This window comes from Vagococcus salmoninarum (assembly GCF_003987495.1).
GTDB classification, from domain to species: domain Bacteria; phylum Bacillota; class Bacilli; order Lactobacillales; family Vagococcaceae; genus Vagococcus_D; species Vagococcus_D salmoninarum.
Genome location: NZ_NGJU01000018.1, coordinates 55773 through 77067, shown reverse-complemented (window position 1 = coordinate 77067; position 21295 = coordinate 55773). Strand labels below are relative to the sequence as shown.

General features: G+C 37.2%; 16 protein-coding genes. 6 read left to right on the top strand and 10 right to left on the bottom strand.

Annotated features, from left to right (window positions below; genetic code table 11):
- Positions 1–274: 274 nt before the first annotated feature.
- Positions 275–1207, top strand: coding sequence for a nitronate monooxygenase (locus CBF35_RS11575; protein WP_126781345.1), 933 nt, complete (start codon positions 275–277; stop codon positions 1205–1207).
- A 93-nt stretch (positions 1208–1300) separates the two neighbouring features.
- Here CBF35_RS11575 and CBF35_RS11570 read toward each other — a convergent pair whose 3' ends face one another.
- The 3 genes from CBF35_RS11570 to CBF35_RS11560 all read right to left on the bottom strand — a co-directional run bounded on the left by CBF35_RS11570 (position 1301) and on the right by CBF35_RS11560 (position 6162).
- Entirely contained in the window at positions 1301–3001 is a 1701-nt protein-coding gene (locus tag CBF35_RS11570) for an Ig-like domain-containing protein (RefSeq protein ID WP_126781343.1), read from the bottom strand.
- 768 nt (positions 3002–3769) lie between these two features.
- Entirely contained in the window at positions 3770–5449 is a 1680-nt protein-coding gene (locus CBF35_RS11565; RefSeq protein WP_126781341.1) for an ABC transporter ATP-binding protein, read from the bottom strand.
- Positions 5450–5538: 89 nt separating this feature from the next.
- Entirely contained in the window at positions 5539–6162 is a 624-nt protein-coding gene (locus tag CBF35_RS11560; RefSeq protein ID WP_126781339.1) for a LytTR family DNA-binding domain-containing protein, read from the bottom strand.
- 278 nt (positions 6163–6440) lie between these two features.
- Here CBF35_RS11560 and CBF35_RS11555 point away from each other — a divergent pair, with 278 nt between their 5' ends.
- Complete coding sequence (locus CBF35_RS11555) at positions 6441–6854, top strand: hypothetical protein (RefSeq protein WP_126781337.1); 414 nt, start codon at positions 6441–6443, stop codon at positions 6852–6854.
- A 43-nt stretch (positions 6855–6897) separates the two neighbouring features.
- Here the strand turns inward: CBF35_RS11555 and CBF35_RS11550 are convergent, their stop codons facing one another.
- The 4 genes from CBF35_RS11550 to CBF35_RS11535 form a co-directional block, all read right to left on the bottom strand.
- Entirely contained in the window at positions 6898–7485 is a 588-nt protein-coding gene (locus CBF35_RS11550; protein ID WP_126781335.1) for a pentapeptide repeat-containing protein, read from the bottom strand.
- A 122-nt stretch (positions 7486–7607) separates the two neighbouring features.
- Positions 7608–8474, bottom strand: a complete 867-nt coding sequence (locus CBF35_RS11545; RefSeq protein ID WP_126781333.1) for a class C sortase — start codon at positions 8472–8474, stop codon at positions 7608–7610.
- Positions 8475–8529: 55 nt separating this feature from the next.
- A complete protein-coding gene (locus CBF35_RS11540; RefSeq protein ID WP_126781331.1) occupies positions 8530–10359 on the bottom strand; it encodes a SpaH/EbpB family LPXTG-anchored major pilin in 1830 nt (609 codons plus the stop codon).
- A 29-nt stretch (positions 10360–10388) separates the two neighbouring features.
- A complete protein-coding gene (locus CBF35_RS11535; RefSeq protein ID WP_170174790.1) occupies positions 10389–13649 on the bottom strand; it encodes a vWA domain-containing protein in 3261 nt (1086 codons plus the stop codon).
- 783 nt (positions 13650–14432) lie between these two features.
- Here CBF35_RS11535 and CBF35_RS11530 point away from each other — a divergent pair.
- The 3 genes from CBF35_RS11530 (at position 14433) to CBF35_RS11520 (ending at position 16150) form a co-directional block, all read left to right on the top strand.
- Positions 14433–14621: a hypothetical protein gene (locus CBF35_RS11530; protein WP_126781327.1), complete on the top strand. Its 189-nt coding sequence runs from the start codon at positions 14433–14435 to the stop codon at positions 14619–14621.
- Positions 14622–14743: 122 nt separating this feature from the next.
- Positions 14744–15295 carry a DUF1836 domain-containing protein gene (locus CBF35_RS11525; protein WP_126781325.1) on the top strand — a complete coding sequence of 184 codons (552 nt, stop codon included), beginning with the start codon at positions 14744–14746 and terminating at the stop codon, positions 15293–15295.
- A complete protein-coding gene (locus CBF35_RS11520) occupies positions 15296–16150 on the top strand; it encodes a DegV family protein (RefSeq protein ID WP_126781324.1) in 855 nt (284 codons plus the stop codon).
- Between the two features lie 54 nt (positions 16151–16204).
- Here the strand turns inward: CBF35_RS11520 and CBF35_RS11515 are convergent, their stop codons facing one another.
- From CBF35_RS11515 to CBF35_RS11505, 3 genes are all read right to left on the bottom strand, one after another.
- The gene (locus tag CBF35_RS11515; RefSeq protein WP_126781322.1) at positions 16205–18379 is read right to left on the bottom strand and encodes a sensor histidine kinase; all 2175 of its coding nucleotides are present in this window, start codon (positions 18377–18379) and stop codon (positions 16205–16207) included.
- A complete protein-coding gene (locus tag CBF35_RS11510; RefSeq protein ID WP_126781320.1) occupies positions 18357–19049 on the bottom strand; it encodes a response regulator transcription factor in 693 nt (230 codons plus the stop codon). The genes CBF35_RS11515 and CBF35_RS11510 overlap by 23 nt, the downstream gene beginning before the upstream one ends.
- A gap of 158 nt (positions 19050–19207) precedes the next feature.
- Positions 19208–20035, bottom strand: coding sequence for an HAD family hydrolase (locus CBF35_RS11505; RefSeq protein WP_126781317.1), 828 nt, complete (start codon positions 20033–20035; stop codon positions 19208–19210).
- 422 nt (positions 20036–20457) lie between these two features.
- On the opposite strand from CBF35_RS11505, the gene CBF35_RS11500 reads away from it, so the two are divergent.
- Positions 20458–21294, top strand: a complete 837-nt coding sequence (locus CBF35_RS11500; RefSeq protein ID WP_126781315.1) for a VOC family protein — start codon at positions 20458–20460, stop codon at positions 21292–21294.
- Position 21295 lies beyond the last annotated feature (1 nt).

Sequence of the window (21295 nt, the reverse complement as noted above, 5' to 3'; positions counted from 1 at the left end):
TTTAATCGACCGTCGTGAAGTCTTTTCTCTTAAATTATCCTGTTAGTCCCAGTTAAGTTTACCCTTCAGATTGTGAGATTAACAAGCTTTACGACTCCTTAACAACAACTCCTCTCATCGTTTTTTCACAAACTTCCACCTTAAAAGGGACTAGACTAACTAAAAGTTTGAATATTATTCAACAGTCCTAGGAAAAACGCTATCATCGAAAATTTGAAAACGCTTCATCGGATTCGTTATACTGAAGTTAAGAAATAAGAAGGAGTGACAATCAATGACATTAATTACCGAATTGTTAGGTACTAAATATCCGATTATCCAAGGAGGCATGCAACATATTTCCCGAAGCCCCTTAGTTATTGCCGTAACTCAAGCTGGTGGCTTAGGGATTTTAACTACAGGTGCCCTAGACGGGGAAGGTCTTCGTAAAGAAATTCAAACTGTCCGAGCAGCCACTGATTTGCCCTTTGGTGTCAATTTAAATTTACTCCAACCGAATATTGATGAGCTAGTCGATATTATTATAGAAGAAAAAGTGTCAATCGTGACAACTGGTGCCGGTTCACCGAAAAAGTATTTCCCTCGTTTTAAAGCTGCTGGCATTAAAGTGATTCCGGTCATCGCTGCTGTGAAACATGCTGTAAAAATGCAAGAACTAGGTGTCGATGCCGTGATTGCTGAAGGTCAAGAAGCTGGCGGCCATATTGGCAAGCTTGGAACCTTACCTTTAGTCCGCCAAATTACCGAAGCTGTAGATTTACCAGTCATTGCCGCTGGTGGAATTGCTGATGGGAAGAGTTTAGCCGCAGTTCTTGCTTTAGGTGCCGCTGGTGCTCAAATGGGAACAGTTTTTCTAGCCACTGAGGAATGTCCAATTCCTCAAAGTTTTAAAGAAGCCCTTGTTGCAACGATTGATACGTCAACGATCGTAACTGGTCGCAAAGGTGGTCATCCCGTTCGTGCCATTGAAAATCCGATGCTGAGAAATTATTTAGCTTTAGAAATGGCCAACGCCCCTGAAGATGAATTAGAAAAACTAACAGTTGGTTCCCTATACCGCGCTGTCGTTGAAGGGGATACTGAAACTGGAACGATGATGGCTGGGGAAATTTCTGGTTTAATTACGGAGATTCGTCCTGTGAAAGAAGTCATTGAAGAAATTATCCTCGATGCTCGTGAAGCAATTGAGGCTTTACCAACTTTATAATCGCAGCAAAAAAACCTCTGACAAATAAAGATTTGTCAGGGGCTTTTAATTTTAAAGCTTATCTATAAAAAAATTCTTTAAGAGCTATAAAGCTTAATAGATGAAGACTTCTAAAGCAACTTCTTTTTGAGCCTCACGGTTTGTTTCATCTTCTGGTAAGACAAAAATAACGACTTTACCTGGATTAACCGCTGTGACAACACCTTTTGAACTCACTTTAGCAACTGATTCATCAGAGCTAACGTAGTTAATTTTTTGGTTCGTTGCATTACTAGGAGCAACGGCAGCTTCAATCGTAAATTTTTGTTTAACTGCTAGTTCGATGCCAGTAATTTCTTCATTATTAAAAACGACGTCTGTTACCGGGACATTAACAGCTCCTCTAACAGTGATAATACTTGTACTATAAACTTCCTCACGACCAGCAACGGCTGCTGTAATTGTCGCTGTTCCACCACCAATGGCTGTTACACGACCGTAACCATCAACTGTAGCAACATTTTCATCGGAACTGCTCCACGTAATTAATTGAATGTCCGAATTAGCTGGTTCCACTGTTGCTGACAAATTAGTTGTCCGACCTTTACGTGTTAATGTCACAGCCTCTTTTGAAAGCTTAACATTCGTTGGTTCGATTAATTTATCTGCTATAACTTCCACAGCGATTGTTTTTTGGGCCTCACGATTTGTTTCATCATTTGGTAAAACATGAATAAACGCTTTACCAGGAGCGACACCTGTGATTACCCCTTGACTATTAACAACTACCACATCTTCATCGGAACTATGGAAATTAATTCCTTGATCAGTGGCGTTACTTGGTAAAACATGAGCATTAACTGTAAACGTTTCAGCTCTTGCTAATTTTAATGTTTCCATTAAATCAACATCTAGTTCAAGCTCAGTTACTGGTACATTAACTGCTCCTCTAACTGTCACAACACTCGATTGACTAATTTCTTTATTCGCTGCTGAGGTAGCAGTAATAGTTGCTGTTCCACCACCAATTGCAGTCACACGTCCATCATCATTCACGATTGCCACATTTTCATCGGAACTGCTCCAGTTAACTGATTGAATCGTTGCATTTTTAGGAGCAACTGTTGCTGATAAATTAGCTGTCCGACCAGCACGGGTTAGAGTTAATTTATCTTTAGATAGACTAAGACTAGTGACATCGATTAATTTGTGCTTTGAAACATCAACTTTAATTTCTTTGACTGCTTCACGGTTTGTTGTATCTTGCGGAAGGACATAAATAGTCGTTTGACCAGAAGCAACTCCTGTAATAATGCCTTTTGAATCAACTTTAGCAATTGTTGCATCTGAACTATGATACTCAATTGTTTGATTACTTGCATCACGAGGTAAGACTTCTGCATTAATTGCAAATTCTTCAGATAAGCCTAGTTCTAAGACATCACTACTAACAGAGGCCATTTGAATGTCCGTCACTGGAATATTAACTGCACCGCGAACGGTTACTGTTGTTTCACCATAGATTGCTTCACGACCAGCTACCGTTGCTTTAACAATGGCTGTTCCACCACCAATCGCTGTCACACGACCATCTGGATCTACTTGAGCAACGTTTTCATCAGAACTGCTCCAGTTGATTAATTGAATCGTCGCATTTTTAGGCTCAACTGCTGCTTTTAGGCTCGTTGTGCGCCCTTTACGAGTTAATGTGACTGCTTTTTTTGAAACACTCACTCCCTTTGGTTCAATTATCCCTTTAACTGAACTCTCCGCTGCCGAAATCGTTGTCGCTGAAACACTAGTTGGAGCAGTCATCAATAACGCTCCTGCTGTTACAACCACAAGACTCGACACTAACAAACTTCTCTTGATATTAATAATAATCTCCTCATTTCTATCTTATTTTAAACCAACATCAACCTTAGCATTTACCGTTCATTAAATCAACATATTAAATAAACAATGTACTAATTGGTGTGTTTAAATCGGAAAAATACTCCACTTATATTCTTAAAGTTATGATTTACTAAAGATTGAAAAAAATCTAGCAAGTGTCACAGCATGTAGGGGCATTATCCAAACAACTATTTTATCGATTAGAAGTTCTATCCCCATTAACTTTTACAGAAGCTAACTACGGATATTACCTTTCGATTCGTTCCCTTCTGTTATATAGTCTGAAATATTTTCTATGAGACTAGCCTTGGAAAATCTACTACTAGCGTGATTAAAACAGTACAAGATTTGATCACGTATTATGATAAAATATAATTCAACAAAAATAGAGTTACTTGTCTCAGATGGATTATCTTGAGCAAGCAACTGTATTAATGTTTCTATTTCTTTCTCATTTTAGGAGTTCAATCCTCAAATAAGCTTTTTTAATTGTGAGTTACTTTATAAAAAGATTGTAACTGCCTAGACAAAGAATTCTTAAGCCGACTAATGTTACGCTGTCTAGATACTTAGAACCAAATTTAAAGTAGAAATAAGCTTGTAAAGCTACAAACAATATACCCATTCCAAAAACCTAAAGCAGTAGTCCCACCAAGGGTTCTGATTTACCTTTATAGTCACCTTTAATTATTTTTCTAATTGGTACAACTGATAGAAGGCGCCTTGTTTCCTCAATAATTTTTCAAAGCTACCTTGTTCCACAATTTCTCCGGCTGCCATAACAATGATCTCATCGTAAGCTTTCAGCATTTCTTGATCTAAACGATGGGTGACAACAATCGCTGTCGTGTCAGGGAGATTAATTAACATTTCTTCAATTTCCCGGGCAGTTTGATTGTCTAGGGCCGAAGTCGCTTCATCTAATAAGAGTAACTGACTGCCTTTGTACAGTGCCCTTGCTATGGCTATCCGTTGTCGTTCTCCTCCTGATAAAAGCCGTCCCCCTTCTTTAATGAAGGTTTTGAGACCTTGGTCCCCTTTTTTAACAATTTCTTGTAATTCTGCCAATTGAATAACTTCCCCTAAGCGTTCTGAATTTGTTGTTCTAAAGAGGCGAATATTTTCTTCGATTGTGTCATCGAAGAAAAAGGTCTCTTGATGAAGGGCAGTAATTAATTGATGAATTGATTCTTGTGAGATACTTTGATAAGGTAATTGATCAATTTTCAGTTCACCTTGATAATTCGGAAAATACGACAATAATAATTTTAGCAAGGTTGACTTGCCACTGCCACTTTCACCGATAATCGCGTATTTTTTCCCTTTTTCAAAGACAACTGAAAGCTTTTTTAACACTTCTTTGTCACCATAGCTAAAACTCACCTCATTTAAAGCAAGTTCTTTTTCAAAAGTCAGTGTAGGATGGTTATTAATCTTTGTAGGCGTGTTAATCATTGTCATCATTTCTTGGGAAATATCTGTAACTGACTTTAGACTAGCTACTTTATTACTCAAAGATACAGAAGGCATAATCGCCTGCCCAGCTAATTGAGTGACTGCAATAATATTACCTATTGATAAAAGTCCTTTATGATTCATGTAGCCACCAATAATAATGATTAAAAATTGGACACTTAAACCTGCAACACTCGTCAGGGAGCCTAATTTCCCCATCAATAAAATCAACTGACTTTTATTTTTTTCTAATTGACTTACTTTCACATCGTGCTTTTCAATAATTTTATCAGTTACTTGATAAGCCATAATTACTTCAAAACCATTAAAAATATCTTTAATCTCACTATTATAAATGCCACTAGCTTCGGTTATTGCTTTTTGACTATTGCCTAATTTTTTCTTAAAAAATAACGGAATCAGACTAGGAATCCCTGATAATAAAACTGAAATCACAGCCATTTGCCAACTAATATACAGTAAGACAGCCACAGCAGCAATAATTGTCACAATGTCATAAATAATGCTGATGACCATCTTAAAATAATTTTCTTCTAGTTGATTGACATTATTAGTTAAAGCGCTAATATAGTTCCCGGTATTATCAGTCTGAAAGTCTAGAATATGCTTGTTTAATATACCTTTCATCATCGCGGATTTCAGCTGGTAAATTGCCTGTTTAAGCCAAAGTGCATCAACAGTTATCATGGAAAAATAGGTAACGCCAAAAATTATAGTGAAAATCAGACACATGTAAAGAGTTCCTTTAAGTTCCATGTTCTGACTATTCACACGATCAATCAAGAAACTGAGTAAGGGCGCTACAGCGATAACTGTCAAAGCTTGTACGGACGTTAATAAGACGTTGCTAACAAAATATCCTTTGTTTTGATAAGTTAAATATTTTCTCATATCGTTTCAATTCCTTTTCAACTATTGTAACTAAAGTTTCCTCATCATTGGTGGCCCCAACTAACTAGACAACTTTTCTCCCAAAAAGATTAGTTTTCTTTCAACTTTTGGCGAAAACTAGCGGCTTTTTTTTGTGACAATGGCAATTCTTCCCCAGTTAAAAGGGTCACAATCCGCCCTTTAACTGTTCTAATCCATTGAGGGTTAACGAGAATATTCATATAGGGACTTAAAAATCCAACTGCTTTCAGCTTCTCACTAAGTTCTTGATAATCTTCTAAGAGTTCATATTTTTCTTCCGTCGTTTGGATATACACTTTTCGCTGACTTTTTTCGAGATAATGAATGACTTCTGATGTTAATTCTAGTTTTGTATACTTCCCTTGTAAGACTAATTCTCGCCCTTTAGGCAAGATGTATTTTTGAGCTTTTTCTAAAAATTCCGACTGCAAACTGCCTTTGACTTGAACAACAATTATTTCCCCATGATTTTTCCCTTGAGAATACTGACTGACTAAAGGTAAGGCTTCTTGCCAAACATCTTCATAGACAAATAAACAATCAATCTCATGACTTTTTTCAAAAACATCGATCATCTTATAAAAATTGATTACGTTAATTTGGATATTCTGTTGGTGATAAAACTCTTTTAATAAGGACTCCCCCCTCGTCAATTCATAATCATTGTGACTATATTGATGAATATTTAGCACCTTGCTTCACTCCTCTCTTCCAGTTCAAACTCGCTCTAATTAACCGCTTCCACTTTTCATTTTTTTAATCTTAGCTTGTCTTAAGCCCTACTGTCAAGGCATCTCTAGCTTGTCTTTTTATATAATAAAGCGCGTAAGAGTCCTCATGCTTATTTCTTGATTTTACTCTACACTAACTAACAATCAGTCTTTTCGTGAATAGTAAGTTTTCTAACTAAAGCTTCTAGGATTCATATGATATGATGAAGTTATCACTAAATAAAGGCTAGGTATAAATAATGAGTATCGCTCAAATTTTTAACTTATTTTTAGAAAAAAAAGACCGACAAGCAATTAACAAGATTGCCGAAACAAGTTTAGTTAGTCAACCAAAGGTCGTTATTAACTACTTAGAACAACGTTTAATCACTTTACAGTCCCTGGCAGAATTAGAAGTCATCGACTTAGTCGCCCACTATTGTCAATTATCGATTATTGACCGCCAAAGTCAGCTCCCAGTAACAGACTTTCAGCCCATCATTTTAGAGATAATTGATCTGGCTACTTATAACCGTTGTGGCCGCCGTGAGTTACAGCCCCTGACCTCAGAGCAATCTTTCACTTTTTTGACTGAGGCAGGAGACCAGGAACAGACAGTCACCTTTGATGAAGCTTCCAGCTTTCTAAGTATTCAAAAAAACGCTAGCAGTTGACGATTTGTCATAACTGCTAGCGTTTTTTATTTCATAATCATCTTTAATCTTTAAGGATTAAGCCTAACTTACTTAAAAAGACACTGCTTTGATCGTGATTGATCGTACAGCCCTTTAAGCGGTTAATATCAACAATTAACTGACTAAAGTAACAACTACTCAAGTCAATGCCTTTTAAATCCGTTTCTTCGAAAACCGCCTCTTCTAAATCACACTCTTTAAAAGTGACTTTCTTGAAGATTTGCCGGTAAAAATCAGCCCCTCCTAACTGACAGTCTTGATAGTCCACATCTGACTGATGACTTTCTTCAAACATGCTTAAAGTTAAATTAGTATGTTTAAAACTCACGTGATTAATATTAGCCTGATGTAGCTTTGTTCCTAAAAATTTACAATCGACAAAACTGACCCGGTTAAAATAACTTTTACTTAAATCTGAATTTGAAAAATCACAATTAGTAAAGGTACTATCAATGACTTCTAATTTTTCCATCTGACAATTAATAAAACTAACTCCTTGAAACTGTGATTTAGCTATTTCTAATTGCCGTAAATCAACTTCTTCCAGAACTTCTTGAGTAAATTCTTGTTGGTAACACTCCAGCTCCTCACTTTGGCTAATTCCCTCCAAAGAGCCTGCTCTAAGGCTTGGCGCTAATTTAGGTTTTTCGACTATGATGATCCTCTCCGATCTGCTATTACTGTTAGTTTACCACAGTTTCCTAAGAGATAAAGAGCAAAAAAAGCTAAGTCTTAATTAGACTTAGCTTTTTGAGAACTGCGACGACGTTGCCATAAATAATAACAAATAACTAGACCAATGACACCAATAATTAGTAAGAGACTTTTGATAATTGGTAACCAGCGCTGGCGCTGACTGGCTTTTTTTAGACTCTTTTTAACTTCTGCCGTGTAGGGAATCCGTTCTCCCCGAACTAATAAGCGATCAGTATTAACCATATAAGGCGTACATGTTAACAAAGTAAAGTAGTCCGCCTGACTGTTGACCCGAATGTCTTCCACATTTTCCGGCTTAACGACTTTAATTTGATCCACTCGATAGGCCAATGTCTCCTCTAAGGTTTCAATATAAAAAACATCGCCGATAGCTAATTTCGGTAAATCAGTGAAAAGTTTTGCCGTTGGTAAGCCCCGATGAGCACTGATGACACTATGAGTTCCTTCGCCACCAACTGGCAAGGACGTTCCTTTTAATAAGCCAGCGCCTTTTTTCAACTGTAGCTCACTAGTACCGTTGTAGATTGGTAATTTGACATCTATTTTAGGAATAGTGACCTCCCCTAGAACTTCCCCAAGTTCTTCAGCTAAATTATCGTAAACAGAGACTTTGGCTGCTGGCTCTTTCCCTTGCTCAGTACTCTTAAAAGGATCAGTCACTGTTTCAGTACCAGCTGCTAACTCTTTGTTGTATTGGCTCATTTCTTTTTTTAATTGCTTTTTTTTCGCTTTAGAAGTTGCTTTGACTTCTTTTTGATAAGTGTCGATGACTTTCGTCGCTGTAACATAGTTATATAAATTACTAACTACGGGAAAAAGAATTAAACTGACACCAATAATCAACAACACCATGATCAAGACTCGCCGACTAGCAATTTTCATCTTCTTCCCCCATTCATTAGTAAAAGAAAGGTCAAATTGACCTTTCTCTTAGTTACTAGGCTTTTTTAGCCCGTTTATTAATTTGGAATGCCACAAGGACTAAGCTAAGACCGACTAAAGTGAAGATCACACTACCAATCCCACCAGTTTGTGGTAATAAAGGCATGTTGCTGTTAACAATCACACTCGGTTTCCCTTTGGTTGTTGTCCAACTATCTTTCCCTACCGTAAAAGCTTCCGTCTTAGTTAATAAACGATAGCCAGTTGGCGCTTTGACTTCTTTTAACTCGTAGTTACCGAAAGCTAACCCACGGACGTCAATCAAACCATCTGTACTAGTCACAAAGCGTGTTGCTTCACCGACTGTTTTAACCCAAGCCACATTGCCATAGTCACTTGTATTTGATGTCATAGTTTCAACTTTCGTCCCTGCCTCTGTCGTGTAAGCTAAGTAACTGCCATCTTTGACAACGACAAATTCGGCGTCGGCTAATGGGGCACCTTTTTCATTTTTAGCAACTTTCTTAAAGTGATAGCCCCCTGTTGTGACTGTTGCTGTTGGTGGTGTCGTAATCGTTTCATTACTGACTCCTGGAACATTAGTAAAGTTTAAATCAGCTTGGTTAGTCACTACTTGATCGGGAACAAAACCAGCAACTAATTTAGTTGTAAAAGAAATTTCAACTTTTTGACTCCCGTACGTTCCAAAGTTAGTTGTGACTGTTGACCCTTTGATAAAATCAACAATTAGTTTGCCACCAGCGCCAGCCGGGGCAGTCACTGTATAATCTGTTTTCGGAATTTCTTGACCAGCAACTGTGACAGATAAATTATCAGTGTAGACTAAGCGCGGATCTAATTTATCTGAAACATTAAAGACTGAATGTTCGCTAATGTTTCTCGGTACATCTGCAGAAATTGTCCAAGTTGTGTTTTCTCCATAAGCAACTGATTGTTGATTATTAGTTTTCTCAACAGTTGGTTGTTTATCATTAGGCACATTGACTGTCCCATTGTAAGTTAAGTTGTTTCCATCTTGATAAAGAGCTTCAATCGTCTTACCATGTTTGCCTTCGACTACTTGAAAGTTAATTTTTTGAGCTGCTTTATTAACTAAGTAACCACTTGGTGCTGTTACTTCGCTAAAGTAATAGTCCCCTAATGGCAAATCTTTCACTAAAATATTACCCTTTTCATCAGTCGTAAAACCTGAACCGATTTCTTTGCTGAGAGTTTCACTATATAGTCGGAAAGTTGCTCCGGCTAAGGCTTGATTCGTTTTGCCATCGACTTTGTGTAAGCTGACATTACTTAAAGCAAAATCACTTTTCGGATAGACGTTAATGTCATAGTTAAAACCTTTGCCATCAGTCGTCATCATCGGTAACGTCACAATTAGTGGTGCTGATTTTTTGTAAAGCCCACCTAAGCTGTCTTGATTGCCGCCTGTTTCAACGATGACATAAAGGTTGTCAGCCCCTTCTAGAACAGCTAAATCAGTAAAAATGATTTGTCCTAAGTCGTCTGTCGTGCCACTTTTCTTAAGATTAGCTGGAATTTTATCAAAGTTAAAATCAGCTAAATCATAAGCTTCGCCACTCTTCTTAACGCCAGCTGTCTGTAATTCTTCACTAGTGACTGGTGCAATCGTATATTCAACTCCGGCTAATGGTTTTAAGCCTTGCGTATCTTTTTGAACTGTCCCGTCATTGATAATTGTCTTATCTCCTACTGGATCACCAAATAATTTATGGACAGTGATTGAACCTGTTTTTGGTGCGGCTTCCGCTGCGAAAACTTTCGGCCCCACTAGCATTGTACTCATAAAAATTAATCCTAGCATGACGATTTGTAATTTCCCTGTTAAACGATTCATTGTATTCATGATTTTTCTCCTTTTAAATGATGCTTACATCATTTTTCTTTTCCGTATTTTAAATCTCCAATAATTGCGATGATGATTAAACTTAACCCACTGCCAATAATTACATACAGACCGTAACTACCCGTATTTGGTAATACTGGCATGGCTTGATTGGTGACAGTCACATTAATCTGGTTGTTACCAATGGCATTTTTTACGACTTTCAAGTCTTTCAATGAATGGCCATTCTCTAACAATTCAACCTCACCTGTCGCTGTTAAGCGCCAATTAATCGGTTCTTTTAATAAACGATAGCCTGTTGGTGCTTCAATTTCTCGTAACTGGTAAGTCCCTGGTTTTAAATTTGTAAAGATCAACTTACCTGCTAAGTCCGTCTTTAATTGTTCTTTGACAGCTAAACCACCATCTGAGGAACTTAGTTCAAAGACTGCATCAGCTAATTCCTTTTGACTACTGGCACTTAATTTAAGTAAGGTTAAATCGAAAGCTTTCAGTTGATTGTTAAGGACTAACTGCTCATTACTTAGTCTCAAGTCTTGGCTCGTCTTAGGTAAGACTAAAACAAGTTTCCCCTGACTATTCTGAATGTCGAAAATCAGCTCGCTATTAGGCTTAGCTTCATAGCCTACTGGGACTTGGGTTTCTTTTAGCAAGTAGCGTCCTACAGGTAGCGCTAATAAATCAACTGTTCCTTGTTGGTTTGTTTCATAAAGCTTATTTTCTAACCGTTGCCAACTCTCTGTCTTAGTCTCCCAACGGGCTAAAGTAAAACCCGCCCCGGCTAATTTAGCCCCGGCAGTCCCACCAGTTTTTACTAGTGTGACTGGCCGTCTTTGTAATGTATTAATCAGCTTGACCTGATTGCCAGTTTGTTTCACTTGACTCTGATAATTCGGATCAAGATTCACTTCATTCACACTATACGTTAAAGGCTTTCCTTGATTATCAAAAGTCGGTAGATTTTTCACTGTTTCCCGCCAATTATTCTTTTGAGTCAGAGTGACTGTTTGGAGGACTTTTTTACTGCCATCTTGTTTGTGTTGCATTAATTGGGCACTAATTTCAGTTGGGCGTAAACTACTTTGAAACAACTGATCATCAACCCACTCTTTCGTAATCGTTAACTCTTGGCTAGGACCTTTAATCGAAGGTACGCCAAAATCTAAAGCTTGGCTGCCACCTTTTGGAATAAAAAGAGTTTGGCCATTAGCTGGGTAAAAGGTTTCACCTTGGTAAGCTGGGTCTTCAGTAGTTAAACGGACTTGATAATGAAATTTGATTTCTTGGCCTTGACTTAAATTAATCCGATTGACTTGTAAGGTCCGCTTTTCTTGGTCATAAGTCACTGTCGGTAAGTTAGTCAAGGCTTTAGCCCCGACTGAGGTTACCTCCCACTTACCTAGGCCCTCAAGATTAACCATTTCACCTAAGGGATCGATGATTTGCCCGTCACTGACCGTATCGATCAACGTTTGAGAAATGGATTGTAAGTAGTTTGTAACACCACTACTATTTGCTGCATTGTAATAGTTAGGCTTGCCATCAGTTCCATTACTAGCAATTTTCTCCATGTAATTATTAACTTTCCAACTTGAAAAGTTACTATCACCAGCGACTTCTATTCCTAAAGCGTGAATCTCAATATTAGCTTTTTTAACATCATAAGCTTCTGAAAGTGTCCCTAGAAAATGATCGGAAATTGGTTCTGAATTTGCTCCTCGGTAAACATAACTTTTAGGATTAAAAAAGCTTGAGCCACTTTTTAATTTGGCGCTCGTCCCGTCTCCCCAAATAACTTCTTTAGGGTTTTCTTTAGGGTTTTCTACGACATAACTCGTTGCTCGCAAATTTGTGTCATGAAAATTACCATGATAAACCGTTTGATTAATTTTATAACTAAAAGTCGGCATGCCGTCAGTTAGTAACACCATGACTTTTTTAGCTGGTCGACTCGTATTACTACCTGCACTTAATAATTTGGCCCCTTCACGTAAGCCTTGCTGAGTAAACGTTCCTTGACGTTCCGACATTTCCGTCGGCATCTCTTCAACGACTCGTTGTTTATCTAAGGTTGTTAAGGGGACACTAATATTTTTATAAGTGTCACCACCGTAGACGTATAGCCCTACGCGGTACTGATTTTCTTCGTTATATTGACTGAGTTGTTTAATAAACTCCTCTACACCATTTTTAACTGTCCGCAAGCGAGAGTTTGTCATACTAGTCGAATGATCGACAACAAACATCACATCTGTCGGTTGGCTAGCGACACTCGTATTACCGGCGACATTTAAATAAACATCATATAATCCTGGTGTTGTCGTTTCACTGGCATACTTTCTAATTTTAATATCTGGGTTGTTTTTCTGATTACCAAACGTTAGATAATTGGCTTCCGGCGTATTCAACTTAGAGCCATTATTGTTCCCTAAATAGTTTTTAACGGAGGTTTGTTGATTAACACTCCAACTGTTTTTAGGATAACGACCTGTTTGATCTTCTGAATAGCCTTGGTTATTAACAAAATTACTATAAAGACTATTTAAACTAAGAGGGAGAGGATTAGCTGCCAAACGATGGCTCACCTTCCCAGTAGTTACCTTGACTGGTTGTTGAGAACTTGTTGTCTCGCCCTGGCTCTCTTCCTGACTTGTTGAGGTTTCCCCAGTTGTTTCGGTAGTTGTTTCACTAGTGCTTACTTGAGTTTCTTGTTCACTAACTGTCGTTGAAGTCACACTTTCAGCCACCTCTTCAGTGGACTGGCTAATTTCTGGACTTTCAGCTACGTTTTCAATGCTAATCAGCTCATCACTTAGCACATTTAACGTCTCTTCTCCCCGCTCCTCATATAAGAGGGGTTGAAAACTCGTTGCTACATCTGCCACTTTGACTGTTTCAAGAATTATCGTCACTTTTTGACTTTCTTGATCTGGAGAATTAACTAGCCATTCTCCTAAGTCATTTTTATAGATATCATGATCTTGACTAATTTCCAAACTGACTGGTTCAATCACTTGGCCACCTTGACTAAAAATAATACCTAGCTGCTGTTGAGATTGACTCCGATGTTTACTAAGCTCAATCCGCCAACGGTTGATTTCTGGTTGGTTACTAATTTCTTGAGTCAACGTCCCTTTTCCGAAATCATTAGCAAATAATTCATAAGTGTGTTTTGGTAAACTGTCAGCAAAGACTTCTGGTAGACTTAACAAACTACTTAGTGGTAAGACTAAAGTAATCACAATTAACATCGTAAAGAACTTTTTTAAAAAAATGGTCATTCTACTCATCTTGTTTTTCTCCTGTTTCATACTTCTACATCAGACAACATCCACGGACTTTAAGGTTAGCCTTTGATTTTTCCCCAAAAAAAAGCCTTTGTCCATTTATTTAAATAACAGTAATTCCTTGTCTCTTTTAGCTAAAAATTTTATGTTTCATTAAATTTATTTCCTGCGCAAGAACGATTATATAACAAATAAAACAAAGTCACGATTTAATTTTTTCGTATCTATAGGTACATTTTAAATCTAATAAACAGGTGTTATATTAACGGTAATGAACTTTATTCAATAAAATGACTATTTAATTTGATGTGTTTTTTGTGAATTTTAGTTCATTCTTCATATTCCCCCTGCCAGAACCTTACAAAACGTAAGCTTTTGATTAAAGGGACAAAATTAAAACGTTTTTATTTTTGTGAATAATTGCCATTTAAACAACTAATTATATTCATTTTTTAGTATTTTTCTTAAAATATTCACTAATCCCTCTTAATTCCAACAGAACAAAAAAAGATAAGCGTTATTTAATTTCCTCTTTTCACTAGCTGTTTTTTATGCTATTGACTTTAGAGAAAAATATTGTATACTTTGATTCCACGTTTTTGTTTTTAATGAACGATTAATAGAATAACAACTTGTCTAACTACTTCCACTCGTCTCACGCTCACTTTTAAGAGCAATCATTTTTTTATCCCTCTATTATAAATCACATAAACACATGCATTAAAGTTGTCGATTTACTCCCGGTCATGCTATCATAAGTTAAATATAAAAAGGGAGTTGAGTATTATGAACGTAGAAGAATTAGTCGCAAAAGCAAAAGAATTAATTAGTAACAATAACATTGAAGAAGCTAAGAAGTTTATTGAAGAGCACAAAGATGAGCTTGGGGATAAATTACATGATATTACGGCACTCTTTGGCGATAATGCTGATGGACTCTTAGACAAAGTAAAAGGTTTCTTCGGTAATAAGTAAGTTTTTTTAAGACAATCTATCACTTGATAGGTTGTTTTTTTATTCATTTTTTTCAGCTTTACTTTATCTATTACTATATGATATAGTTTCAATAACTAGATAAGATAGTTTAGGAGAATTATATGGACAGACAAAAAACAAGTTGGCAAACTGATTTGCGAGAAATTCATTTACCTCGTTGGTCTGAATTACCTGATATTGAGCTTTACATGGATCAGTTGGTAACTTTAGTCGAGCGGTACACAGCCCCTTTTAAAGTTGATCAAACTGGCGACTCCTTACTGACTTCTTCCATGGTTAATAATTACGTTAAACAAAAACTGATTCCCGCCCCACAAAAGAAAAAATACGAGAAGCGTCATTTAGCCCGCTTAATCATTATTACAATCTTAAAACAAGCCTTTGATATCTCAATTGTTCAAGCTGGTATTAAGTGGCAAATGGAGACTAGCGATTATCGCTATGCCTACGATCAATTTTGCACCCAAATGGAAGATACCATTCAACTCTTTTTAGGAGCTGAAGACGTCGTTAAGTTTGAAATTGATGTGGCAGATCTTGATTTTCGCCCGATTCAAATGGCAACAATCGCTTTAACATCGAAGCTAGTCACGGAAAAATCATTAAACATTTTAACTCACGTTGAAAATACACAGTCTAAAGGAGAAATATAAATGAGTAACAAGATTGCTTTACTAGTCGATTCAGGAATGGACTTACCGACAGAAATCATTGCTAAAGAGGGCGTTTATGTCATCCCTTTAAATATCATTTACAAAGACCAAGTCTACATTGATAAAGTCACGATTACGTCGAAAGAAATTTACGACCGCTTGGAAACTGAAGTGCCTTCCACTTCCTTACCAGATGGCCAAGCGATTCATGATATTTTAGAACAAATCATCGCTGATGGTTATACCCAATTAATCGTTGGTACAATCTCTAGTGGCTTAAGTGGCACAAACAACATGTTAAATCTGATGGTCAAAGACTTCCCTCAATTAGAATCTTTCGTTTTAGATACTAAAAGTATCGGTATTGGCGGTGGCGTTCAAGGCTACTACGCTAAACGTTTAATTGATGAAGGCTTACCTTTCCCTGAAATCACGAAGAAATTAGCCGCTCATGTAAGTGACTCTCGGGTTTTCTTCAGTATTCCGACTTTAGAATATTTAAAAAAAGGCGGCCGGATTGGACTAGTTTCTTCTATCTTAGGGACAGCTTTGAACTTAAACCCCGTTATTTCTTGTAACACTGATGGCATTTACCATACCGTTAGCAAAGCTCGTGGACGTAAACGCAGTATTGAAAAAATGTTAAGTGCTGTTGAAGAGTTTATCGGCAATCACCCTGCCTATGACATTGGCGTTGCTTATGGTAATTGTATTGATGAAGCTCGCGAACTAGCTGAAGTTGTTAAACAACGCTTCCCTAACTGTCAAAAACTCTTTTTTGACGAAGTTAGTCCCGCTTTAGGCATCCACACTGGCCCAGGAGTTATTGGCATGGGTGTCCAACTGCGTGATTAAGTAAATGATTCACTTAATTTAAAACAAAAAAATAGAGCCTAGGCTCTATTTTTTTTACGTTTGTTCTGAAACTTCTCTTGGTAGATCAATCGTTAATTTAAACATGTCCCCATCAACTTCAATACTTAAAGTTCCTTGATGTAAGGTGATAATCGAGTTGGCGATTGCCAAGCCTAAACCAGAGCCTTCGGTGTTGCGAGCCTCATCACCACGGGTGAAACGCTCCACAAGTTTTTCAGCGTCTTCATTTAATTCGTAGTTAGAAATGTTTTTCAACTGGATTCTGACTCCTGTAGCAGTCTCAGCTAATTTTAAATAAACCCGAGTTCCAGGCATACTATATTTAACGACATTCCCGACTAAATTATCAAAGACTCGCCACATCCGGTCGCCATCAATTTCCATCAAAATTGAATCTTCTGGTTTACTGTAAAGGAGTTTTAGCTCTTTATTCGCTAGTTCTTCAGTGTACTCGGCAATTCCTTGTTGAATTAACTGTCCTAAATTAATCATTTTACGATTCAATTGAACTTCCCCATTAGACATCTTAGTCACTTCAAATAAATCGTCAATTAAATTCTTCATTCGTAAGGCTTTCCGATTGATGATTTCCGTATAAGCTTCTTGTTTATCTTTCGTTAGTTCCGGCTTTGTTAATAAATCACCGTAAGTAATAATCGATGTTAAGGGCGTGCGTAAGTCATGACTGACATTCGTTAAGAGTTCCGTTTTTAATTCATCGCTCCGATTTTTTTGAGCCTTACTCGTAGCAACAATCCGGCTGATCTGTGCTAAATTTTCTGAAACCGCACTTAGACTCTGTCCTTGAGTAAATTCTTCATCATTAGCCGCTAAGATTTCCGCAGGTTTAGTTAAGACTTCCTCAATTTTTCTTTCTCGTTTTGTGATCAACTTAATCAAAATCCCGATAGCAATAAAAACGACGAGCATTCTAAAGCCCCACAAATACTGCCAATAATGATAGTACATTGTTCGGTTAATCAACCAGAGGATAAAACTGACAAAGCTAAAGCCTAAGACTGACAAACTCACCCGCAGCGTTAATGGTAACTGGTAATACTTTTGTTGCAATTTTTTAGTTATTCGATACATCAGACTGTTCTGAAATTCTACTTTCAAAGGCTTTTCTTTGTTCTTCAAACGCAACCAGAGATCGCGACTTAGAAACATCCCGGCGTAAATCAAACCGAAGCCAATCATTATCCCGATAATATTGCGACCAGGTCCCCAAATCCGGCGTAAGTTGAGGGAAGTCAGGAGTAAACCTAACGTGATTCCGATCAAACTAATTACTTCAAGATCGATTGGCAGTTTAGCTAAGCTTTTTGTCAATTTGAAATCGACTGTCGGGCGCCACAGTTCTTTAATATAGAGAAGACCGCCAATTACCATAGCAATAATCCCAAGACTGGCTAATAAAGTTGAGTTACGTTTAACTTTTACTTCATCTTGATAAGCCAATGCTGCGTCAGAACCATTAATTAACGTCACATAACCGGTCATTTCCCCTGTATAATTTAAACTTTCCCAAACATCATGTAAGACGCCAGGAGCCATTAATCCTGTTTGGATGTTTAAAGCGGGACCAGCACCACGTTCTTTTAACGTCTCAATAATTTTATGTTCACTCATCTCTGCTGACAAGCTTTGAAGATTTTTATAAATTTTACCTTTGTCGTCAGTTAAATAGTACCAATAATTTTTATTAAACTGGCTCTTATTGTTGGCCATCGACTCTAGTAAGGACTGTTTTTCTTTCAGAACTTTCGCCGTTAATTCTTTGGCGACTTTTTCTTCAACTTTTTGGTCATCCATAAAATTATCCGTAATGTCTAGAATTTTTTCATCTCTTGTCTCTTCTAAAACCTTGACTAATTTTTCATCTTCCCCTACTTGAGCTAAGGCAATTTCTTCTCGATACTGGTTAGTTATATCTCTCACTTGGTTTTCATAATCCCCTAAGCGGTAGCGGTATTCATTAACAATCGATCCATCTAATTCACTTGGAACAATCGTCTTTTCATTAAAATTAGTCAAATAATCTTCTGTATACAAGGAGCTAAGTGACTCAGTTAAATTGGCTTGACTGTAACTGTAAAGTGATTGCTGTCCGGTTGTGACCGTATGTTTGATCACTAATTGCCAACCGCTAAAGATTAAGAGACCGGCTAAAATAAACCAACCGTTAGTTTTCCATTTTATAGCCAACGCCCCACACCACCTTTAAGTATTTCGGTTCTTTTGGATTTAATTCAATTTTCTCACGAATTTTGCGAATATGAACTGAGACAGTATTATCCGAGTTAAAACTCGGTTCTTCCCAAACGGATTCATAAATCTCATCGATTGAAAAGACCCGCCCAGGATGACTCATTAATAATTCTGTAATGTTAAATTCGGTTTTTGTCATTTTAACTAGTCGCCCTTCAACTGTCAGGTTTTTAGTGGCTTTGTCTAAAGTTAAACCTTTCAGTTCAATCACATTTTCTGAGACTTTCTCAAACTCACCTAACGTTAAGTAGCGACGAAGCATGGATTTCACTCTCGCTAATAATTCTAAGGGACTAAATGGCTTCGTTAAATAATCATCGGCACCGACTTGGAGGCCGTGAATTTTATCAATGTCTTCACTTTTGGCACTTAACATTAAAATTGGCACATTGTTACTTTCACGAATTTTATAGGTCGTAATAATTCCATCTAAATTCGGCATCATCACGTCTAAAATAATCAGGTGAACCATCGTATTTGCTAGAATTTCTATAGCTTCAAGGCCATCGCCAGCTTCTATCACTTGATACTTCTCTTGCTCTAAATAAATCCGAATCCCTTGTCTGATTTCCACATCATCATCGACAACTAAAATAACTTTTTCCATCTCTTCTCCCCCAAACATTCTAACTAAGGCTTATTATAACGATTAAAAGTTAAGTTTAACTTCAATACTTTCTTAATTAATTCTTAATATCACAAGAAAAACCAAACAACTACAGGAGTTATTTGGTTTTCTTTCTTCTATTCAATTATAGCTTATTTTTAAGGGTTAAAGACGAATCGTTCTAAAAGTTCTGCTACTACCCCTTCGTGATGGTCTTGAACTGTGACGTAATCACAAATTTCTTTGACTGCTGGAACAGCATTGCTGGCTGCTACTGAAAGACCAGCAACTTTTAACATGGCTAAGTCATTATAGTTGTCACCAACGGCAATCGTTTGACTCATGGGAATGCCTAAGGTTTTAGCTAAATCAATTAAGCCCTGTCCTTTGTCGATCCCTAAAGCATTAAACTCCATGTAACGATTTGAAGAGTAACTAACTTCAACACAGCCTTCAGTAATGGCTGCCATCTCAGGTTCTAATTGATGTAAATAGTCACTATCAATATTTTGAAATAAGACTTTTGCAATCGGCTGATCTTGCAAAAAGGCTAGTGAATGACTCTCCTGTAGTTGATAGATCATCGTGTCACTATCAAAACGTGCTTGCTCGCTGTCAGAAATATTAAAAACGAATAGCTCTTCTTGGGTATACACATGAATACACACGTCTTTCGTTAAACCAAATTCAAATAATTCAAGGGCTTTGGGATAAGGTAAGCCTTTGAATTGTAACAGCTTGTTGTTTTTATTTTCTGTCAACGCACCACCATTAAATGACAGCACGTATTCTTCTGCTAGGCCGATTAACCCAAGCTCCTTTAAAGTATTTTGAACTGAAGCGTAACCTCTACCAGTAGCTGGTACAAACTTCACCCCAAACTCCTCCCGGGCTCTTTTAATAGCTGCAATGTTACTCTGTGGTATTTGATGGTTACGATCTAATAAGGTTTCATCTAAATCGCAGGCGATTAATTTATAAGTCATTCTTATTCCAACCTTTCTTACTTTAGCTACTCTTCCTTCATCATAACAGTTGCTTCCTTGACTAGCTGAATAATGAGGTAAAATAAAACACGTTTTTCAAAAAAAAAAACCGAAATCTCAAAGGATTTCGGTTACAAGATGAGTTAGAATGATCAGAAAGAAGCACTTATGGACCACTCAGTTTGAAGACCCTGTGACCAAAAAGGGGGGAATGCTCAAAAGGGTTATCTTTTTAAACTGTATTGTCTTCTCCCTAACATTATCTTAATTATACAAGTTACTTTAAACTATTTATCTCAATTTTGTCTTTTAATAAACTGGTTTTTTGATTTAATATCCTCGTCTTTTCGATACTTATTATTTGTAAGTAACTATCTTTTAGTGTATGCTTAATTTATAAACTTAAGAGAGAAGGAAAACTAATGGATTTAACTAATTATAAAATCACTGAAGTAACTTTAAACGTCAACAATTTAATCAAGATGAGTCATTTTTACCAAGAAATTATGGGTTTAACAATTTTAAAAGAAGAAACTGACTTAGTGATCTTAGGGATTAAAGAAACAAAGACGCCCTTACTCACTTTAAAAGCTGTCAAAACTTTAAAAACTCCGACTAGCGGCCTTTACCATGTGGCCTACTTACTACCTAACCGTAACGCTTTAGGTAACTTTTTACGGCATATTGCTATCACTCAGTACCCTTTACAAGGCGCCAGTGATCACGGTTATAGTGAAGCGATCTACTTAGCTGACCCGGAAGGTAACGGCATTGAAGTTTATGCTGACAAAGACGAATCTCTTTGGGACATTCGCGACAACGGCATCATTGTTGGGGTAACTGAACCGATGGACGTTGAAGGTGTCTTGGAAGCAGCTGATGAAGAGTTTGAAAAAATGACCCCAGAGACTTTTATCGGTCACGTCCATTTAGCAGTCTCTGAAGTTGCGGAAACGAGCCGCTTCTTTACTGATATTTTAGCTTTTACGATCACCACTGAATTTGGCCAACAAGCCGCTTTTTACGGCAAAGACGGCTACCACCATCAATTTGCCGGCAACGTTTGGGAAACTCGTCATGCCCCTAAAAACGACCCCTTAGCTCCTGGTTTAGCGGAAATTAAAGTCGCTCTTGCCCAAGAAGTCTTTAATGATACTCTGACAGCTTTGGAAACAGCAGCTTATCCTTTTGATTTACAAGACAACGAATTAAATTTTGTTGATCCGAATAACATTGCGTTTCGTTATCAAGTGAATTAAG